Below are 6,641 nucleotides of genomic sequence, written 5' to 3'. Positions count from 1 at the left end.
TTGGTCACGACGGTCGCCACGCCATCGAAGTGACCGGGCCGGTCGCCGCCGCACAGTCCGGCGCTGACACCGGACACGGAAATCGTCGTGGAGAAATCTGTGGGGTACATTTCCTCGGGCTCGGGGATATAGAGCACGTCAATCGCAAGTGGCCCGAGGATGCGGGCGTCATTGTCTTCGGTTTTGGGGTATTTTGCCAGGTCTTCGGGGTTGTTGAACTGACGCGGATTGACAAAGATTGTCACGATGACGCGGTCGGCGCGGCTGTGGGCGGCTTTGACCAAGCTCAGGTGTCCATCATGCAACGCACCCATCGTCAGGACCACACCAATCGTATCCCCCGCTCGGCGCCAGGTGTTGGTCAGGTCACGCAACTCGGATTTACGGCGGATAATTTTCATGAGGCGGTTCCTTGGTCAGTGAATACGTGCTCGGCGGCAGGAAAGGTGCGCGCGCGGACTTCAGCGGCATAGGTTTCAATGGCTGTAGATGCATCAGCGGCCAGATGGGCATAGCGTTTGACGAATTTCGGCTTGAAGGCGTCGAACAGTCCCAGCATGTCATCAATCACAAGGATCTGGCCGTCGCACCCAGCTGACGCCCCGATACCGACCGTGGGGATGGCAATTTGGGCCGTAATTTCGTCGGCCAAGGCGGCCGGGACTTTTTCCAGAACCACAGAAAACGCACCGGCATCCGCAACGGCTTGGGCGTCGTCCCGAATACGCGCTGCATCTGTTCCACGGCCTTGCACCTTGTAGCCGCCAATGGCGTTTACCGCCTGCGGGGTCAGCCCGATATGTGCCATCACGGGGATGCCTCGCTCGGTCAGGAACCGGATCGTATCGGCCATGTGCCGCCCGCCTTCAAGCTTGACGGCACCGGCGCCGGTGTCAGCCATCAGCCGTGCGGCGTTGCGAAACGCTTGGGCCGAGCTTTCTTCGTAGCTGCCAAAAGGCATATCGATCACCATCAAGGCCCGTGTGATGCCCCGCGCCACCGCGCGCCCGTGCAGGATCATCATTTCCATGGTCACGTCGAGGGTTGAGGTCAGACCGTGCAGCACCATCCCCACACTATCGCCCACCAACACAAGATCGCAGTGTTCATCCGCGAGTTTTGCCACAGGTGTGGTATAGGCGGTCAGACAAACCAGGGGCGTCGCGCCCTTGCGGGCAAGAATATCGGCGGCGTTCAACGCTTTGATCTGTGCAGGTCGGCTCATTTCAACATCCAAAGTTTACGTTAGGGCAACTCACTAAGAGGCCCTGGGGTGCTTTGCAAGCGCAGCGTAATATTATTGCGCTAACAGTGCGGTGAGTTTGCAGATTAGAAGTCCAATCCGATGTCGATTGTCTGTGCGGAATGTGTCAGCGCCCCTGACGAGATGTAATCGACGCCGGTCGCTGCGACCTCGGCGATGCGGTCGATGCGCATGTTGCCCGAGGCTTCTAGCACCAGACGACCGGCATTGATCTTGACAGCATCCCGCAAGGTTAGCGTGTCCATGTTGTCCAGCAGGACCACGTCCGCGCCGCCTTCGTCCAGCACCTCTTGCAACTGGTCGAGCCGGTCGACTTCAATTTCGGTTCTGACCATATGCGACGCCTGGGCCTTTACGGCTTGCAACACAGTCCGGATACCGCCCGCAGCGGCAATGTGGTTGTCCTTGATCATGATCGCATCCGAGAGGGAGAACCGGTGATTGAACCCACCGCCGTGCAGCACGGCCTGCTTTTCGACCAGCCGCAAACCTGGCGTGGTTTTGCGGGTGCAGGTGATGCGCGTGGCGGTGCCTTTTGTCTCGGCCACAAAGCTGGCGGTCAAAGTGGCGATGCCCGAAAGACGGCCGACAAAGTTCAGCGCCACCCGCTCGGCCGACAGGATAGATGCGGCGCGGCCTTCGATCTGCATCAGCAAATCACCCGACGCGATGCTGTCGCCGTCGCTTTTGTGGGCGGTGACCTTTAGTGCTGGGTCAATCAGCCGGAACGCCAGCGCCGCGATTTGTGTGCCTGACAGCACACCGTTTGCGCGTGCATTCAAGCGTGCGGTATAGCGTGTATCAGCGGGGATCACCGTGCGCGTGGTGATGTCGCCATAGGTGCCTAGGTCTTCCATCAATGCGGCGCGGACCAACGGTTCAAGAATGAGGTCGGGCAGGGGGCCTTGGGTCATGTCGTCTCCAGTGGCGCGGAGTAACGCGCTTGGGTGAGTGTGAGAAAGGAACGCGCGCCGGTTGCGCCGTCGCAGTCGGGATGGTCAGACCGGAAATGCGCCCCGCGGCTTTCGCGCCGGTTCAGCGCGGCGGTCGTAATCAGCGTTGCGGTTGCGGTCATATTTGCCAAGGCGGTGCAATCGGGTTGGTCCGCTTCGATTGTGGCGATCTCGTTCAGGGTCCGCTGTAGCCCTTGGGCCGTGCGGATCACGCCTGCGCCATGCGTCATCGTTTGGCGTAGCCGGTTCACCAGGTCGCTGCGCGGTGCTGTTGCGGGCGGCAGATCAGGCAAGGAGACAGCCGCCTGTTTCGTTGGAACAGGCCCAAGGACGGCATCCATGTCAACCGCTGCGCGCCGCCCGTAGACCAAGGCTTCGAGCAGACCATTCGATGCCAGCCGGTTCGCACCGTGCAATCCGGTCGAGGCCGCCTCGCCGCAGGCCCAAAGTCCTTCCAGCGATGTGCGACCCGCCGCATCGGTGGCAACGCCACCCATGTGGTAATGGGCGGCGGCTGCCACGGGGATCGGAGTGACCAGCGGGTTCAGTCCCGATTGTTGGCAGGCGGCGGCGACAGCGGGAAAGTCCCGCAACAATCGTGCGCCCAAGGCCGCGCGTGTGTCCAACGCCGGGGCCAGTCCGGCCTGCGATTGGGCAAAGACCGCGCGGGCCACGATGTCGCGCGGGGCCAGTTCGGCGTCGGGGTGGGCCTCTTGCATGAACCGGATGCCGTGGCGGTTGACCAGGATGGCACCTTCGCCCCGCAGGGCCTCGGTGGCCAATGGGGCGGGGTCCAGGCCGCAGTCGATGGCCGTGGGGTGAAACTGCACGAATTCGGCGTCGGCGATCACCGCACCCGCGCGTGCTGCCATGCCGATCACCTGGCCGCGCACACGCGGCGGATTGGTTGTCAGCCCGAACAGTCCGCCAGAACCGCCCCCTGCCAGCAACACGGCGGCCCCACGGATCAGGCAGGGCGCGGATTGACCGTTGGTACAGTGTACCACCTCGACGCCGCACACGGCGCCGTTCGCCATTTCAAGGCCGGTGGCCATCACACCCTCCAGGATCTGAATATGTGGGGCGGCGCGCACCTGTGCGGTGAGGGCGCGCATGATTTCGGCCCCGGCCTGATCGCCCCGCACGCGTACCACGCGGGCAAAGGAATGCGCCGCCTCGCGCGACATGACGTATCCACCTTTGGGAGTCCGGTCGAAGATGGTGCCAAGTTCAGTCAGGTCCAGAATATGCATCCGCGCCTCGTCGGCCACAGCTTGCGCGACCCGCGCGTCCACCGTACCTGCCCCAGCCTGCACCGTGTCGCGGGCATGGGCGGCGGCGCTGTCTGCCGGATGCATCGCTGCGGCCACGCCGCCCTGCGCCCAGGCCGAGGATGCGCCTTGTCCCAACGGTTCTGGCGAGATCATTAACACCGGGCGCGGTGCCAGATGCAGCGCTGCATATTGCGCTGCCAGCCCCGCGCCGACGATGACAACGCGACCCGTGTTGATACGCTTCATGCGATCAGCAGGCCAACTGCCGGGACAGATCAATCATGCGCTCTACGGCGATGCGCGCCTTGTCTGCCACGGCAGCATCCACTTCGACCGCCCCCTGCATTGTGTGCAGGGTCCACAGCACTTTTTCGAGTGTGATCTTTTTCATGTAAGGGCACATGTTGCATGGCCCCACGAAGTCTACGTCCGGCAGGCTGTCGGAAATATTCGAGGCCATTGAGCATTCGGTTACCAGCATTGCTTTGGCGGGGCGTTCGCGTTCCACATAAGCGATGATGCCGCTGGTTGAGCCCGAAAAATCCGCGGCTTCCACGACATCGGGTGGGCATTCCGGGTGCGCGATGATGCGGGTGTCGGGGTTGTATGTGCGGAAATCGTTCAGATCCTGCGCGGTGAAACGTTCATGCACGATGCAGGCGCCATCCCACCAGACAATGCGTTTGTGTGGCACCTGTTTGGCGACGTTCTGCGCCAGATATTTGTCCGGCGTCATGATCACCGTATCGCTTTGCTGTGCCGCGACGATCTGCGCGGCATTGGACGAGGTGCAACAGATATCTGACGCGGCTTTGACCTCTGCGGTGGTGTTCACATAGGTGACCACAGGCGCACCGGGATATTGCGCGCGCATCTGTGCGATGCCGTCTGCCGTGATGCTTTCGGCCAGAGAACAGCCTGCCTCCATATCAGGGATCAGCACGGTTTTGGACGGGTTCAGTATTTTTGACGTTTCGGCCATGAAATGCACGCCGCATTGCACGATGACATCGGCCTCGACCTTTGTTGCCTCGATCGCCAGTTGCAGGCTGTCGCCGACAACGTCGGCGATGCCGTGGTAGATCTCGGGGGTCATGTAGTTGTGGGCCAGGATCACTGCATTGCGCTGTTTCTTCAACGCGTTGATCGCGACCACATAGGGGGCGAAGATCGCCCAGTCGGGCGGCGAGATCACCCGCTCCATCTTGCTGTAAATCCCGGCATGCGCCGCGGCCAGTTCGGCGGATGGGGCAAGATCGTAGTGATGGGCAAGTTCGGTGCGCAGCGCGGTCTGATCAAGCAAGTGCTAAATATCCTCGGGTTATTACAGCCCATTCCGGGCAGTGCGGTCTAACCGGCAACGTTGAGATTTCCGGTGGTGGGATGTTTAGGGGGCGGCTTACGTAAGGGCAAGCGGGTAACGGTGGCACGATCCGAATGATCGCGTACCCATAGGTCGTGGTTCCACCTGTTGGGTTGCTCCGGCGGGTTTTGGAAGAAACCGGCGTGCTTGCCTCTGCAAAGCTGTAAGTGCAAAAGAGGCTTCCATGACCTTCACCTAAGGACAAAGAAATTGATCCGGCACATCGTCTTTTTTACTGCCAAATCCGAACGCGACGTCACGGACATTTTAGACGGGCTTTCTATCCTGAAAGGGATTCCCCATGCGTTGAAGTTGGAAGTGACAGCGAACCGGAAGTCCGATCCTATCAGCCAAGAAGTCGACGTGGTTGTATACGGCGAATTCGAGGATTCCGCAGCACTCGATGCCTACAAAGGACATGAGATCTATCAAGCTTCCATACGCCGGGTACGTCCATTGCGTGAATTGCGGTTCGCTGCTGATATCGAAGCATGAAGGCGCGCGGGGCGTGTTCCATCGTTATGTTGATGGGTGAGGAAGAGGTCAACTGCGTGACGGGTTAGAAATGACTGACGCGGGATGAACGGCTTTCCAATCTGCGATTGCCCGATGAAGCGGCCCATATGGGCTGGCGTCGATCGTTCAACGGGTTGCTTAGGGGGAGCCGTGCTTTATAACATCCATCGGGCGAGGTGCGCTTTGAGAGCGCGTGTGTTTGGAACCGGCGAACTCACGGGTTTGCGGTCACGTTGTTACATTCATCTGATGCGGTATGTGGGTATAGATGTGCGGATCATTTACTGTCCGGGCAAGCCCAGTGAGGAGACTTTCGATGAAACAAGCTATTCTGCACGAATTGAAGAAACGAGGTGCTGTCAGCCCGATGGAAGCGGTTTCACCGGAAGTTATTCAGGAAAGCCTAGCAGTGGAGCCAGCGCAGTTTGCTGCGGTTTTATCTGAGCTCACAGATTTTGAGCAGGTTGGCATGGTCGCAGGTGAGATCTATCTACGAGACACGTCATGCTTATAGCCGGTACAAAACAGGTGGTCTGTTCTATGACGATGCTCTGCAAGCGCGTCACCATTTATTGCCCAAGAGTTATCCCCAAAAAGTGGGGGTAACTCTGTTGATGAAATCAGCCTTGGGGAAGCCAGCTTGGGCGCGCTCTTGGGTGCTTGAATTTTAAGCATTTGTGACAGATGCGGCGCGCGGTTGGCCGCGATTGCGTTGATTTCCACGCAGAATTGACACCGGGGGTCGGGCAAAAATTTGGACAGTTTTCACAGCTTAAAGCGTCCCGCCCAAAACGATCGCCGGGATCGAGGCTGCACACATGATCCGAAAGAAAGCCCGGACAGCGTCTCATTTTTAGGTGATGCTGCCTCCAATGCTGCGATGTAATCTTCCCATGCGAACAGACCTTTAAACTGATCGTTCACGACGGTGCCAGAGGCATGGATATGTGGCTTTCAATGGCGTCATACGGACCCCCGACTAAGCATAGATATTCACTTTCTTCCCGTTCATGATTGGTCGTCTTTCGATTGCGGTTTGTGGCGCATTGCGGTGACCGCGGCCGGCATCAGAAATCCCGCCAACGTTTCAACTACGCGTGGCAGCGGTCCCGGGTCGAAGGAAACGTCTCGACTGAAAGCCGCCCACTGGCGCTGCTTGGCTTCGTCTTTACTGAACGCGGCCGTCAACGCATCTGGGGTCTCTGTCGGAACGGCCGTATCGCGCCGTTCAAATGTCGCCGCGATTGCGCGGCCGAGTTGCGCTTCGTCAA

Annotated in this window: 8 protein-coding genes; 2 read left to right on the top strand and 6 right to left on the bottom strand. The window is 59.7% G+C overall.

Features of this window, described 5'->3' with window-relative positions; translation table 11 throughout:
* The 5 genes from A3728_RS04990 to nadA form a co-directional block, all read right to left on the bottom strand.
* A partial coding sequence (locus A3728_RS04990; protein WP_150120650.1) for a pantoate--beta-alanine ligase occupies positions 1-401 on the bottom strand: 401 nt, incomplete at its 3' end.
* Positions 398-1,225, bottom strand: a complete 828-nt coding sequence (panB, locus tag A3728_RS04985) for a 3-methyl-2-oxobutanoate hydroxymethyltransferase (RefSeq protein WP_067267178.1) — start codon at positions 1,223-1,225, stop codon at positions 398-400. The genes A3728_RS04990 and panB, both read right to left, overlap by 4 nt.
* A gap of 104 nt (positions 1,226-1,329) precedes the next feature.
* Positions 1,330-2,178 (bottom strand): carboxylating nicotinate-nucleotide diphosphorylase, encoded by an 849-nt coding sequence (gene nadC / locus A3728_RS04980; RefSeq protein ID WP_067267143.1) that lies wholly within the window; start codon positions 2,176-2,178, stop codon positions 1,330-1,332.
* Complete coding sequence (locus tag A3728_RS04975) at positions 2,175-3,737, bottom strand: L-aspartate oxidase (RefSeq protein WP_067267144.1); 1,563 nt, start codon at positions 3,735-3,737, stop codon at positions 2,175-2,177. The genes nadC and A3728_RS04975 overlap by 4 nt, the downstream gene beginning before the upstream one ends.
* A 4-nt stretch (positions 3,738-3,741) precedes the next feature.
* On the bottom strand, positions 3,742-4,794 hold the full coding sequence (gene nadA, locus A3728_RS04970) for a quinolinate synthase NadA (RefSeq protein ID WP_067267146.1): 1,053 nt from the start codon (positions 4,792-4,794) through the stop codon (positions 3,742-3,744).
* 270 nt (positions 4,795-5,064) lie between these two features.
* Here nadA and A3728_RS04965 point away from each other — a divergent pair, with 270 nt between their 5' ends.
* On the top strand, positions 5,065-5,349 hold the full coding sequence (locus A3728_RS04965; RefSeq protein ID WP_067267148.1) for a Dabb family protein: 285 nt from the start codon (positions 5,065-5,067) through the stop codon (positions 5,347-5,349).
* A gap of 337 nt (positions 5,350-5,686) precedes the next feature.
* Positions 5,687-5,884: a hypothetical protein gene (locus A3728_RS04960; RefSeq protein WP_067267149.1), complete on the top strand. Its 198-nt coding sequence runs from the start codon at positions 5,687-5,689 to the stop codon at positions 5,882-5,884.
* 494 nt (positions 5,885-6,378) lie between these two features.
* Here the strand turns inward: A3728_RS04960 and A3728_RS22995 are convergent.
* Positions 6,379-6,641 (bottom strand): hypothetical protein (locus tag A3728_RS22995; protein ID WP_201722291.1); only part of this gene is annotated, 263 nt, incomplete at its 5' end.

It is taken from the genome of Sulfitobacter sp. HI0040, from assembly GCF_001634885.1.
Taxonomy (GTDB): Bacteria; Pseudomonadota; Alphaproteobacteria; order Rhodobacterales; family Rhodobacteraceae; genus Sulfitobacter.
Note: the sequence above shows the minus strand (reverse complement) of the source record. Positions and strands in the feature narration are given on the sequence as shown.

Bases quoted from the DNA above. Each gene is read 5' to 3' on its own strand.
- panB (WP_067267178.1), bottom strand. From the start codon at position 1,225: ATGAGCCGACCTGCACAGATCAAAGCGTTGAACGCCGCCGATATTCTT.
- nadC (WP_067267143.1), bottom strand. From the start codon at position 2,178: ATGACCCAAGGCCCCCTGCCCGACCTCATTCTTGAACCGTTGGTCCGC.
- A3728_RS04975 (WP_067267144.1), bottom strand. From the start codon at position 3,737: ATGAAGCGTATCAACACGGGTCGCGTTGTCATCGTCGGCGCGGGGCTG.
- A3728_RS04960 (WP_067267149.1), top strand. From the start codon at position 5,687: ATGAAACAAGCTATTCTGCACGAATTGAAGAAACGAGGTGCTGTCAGC.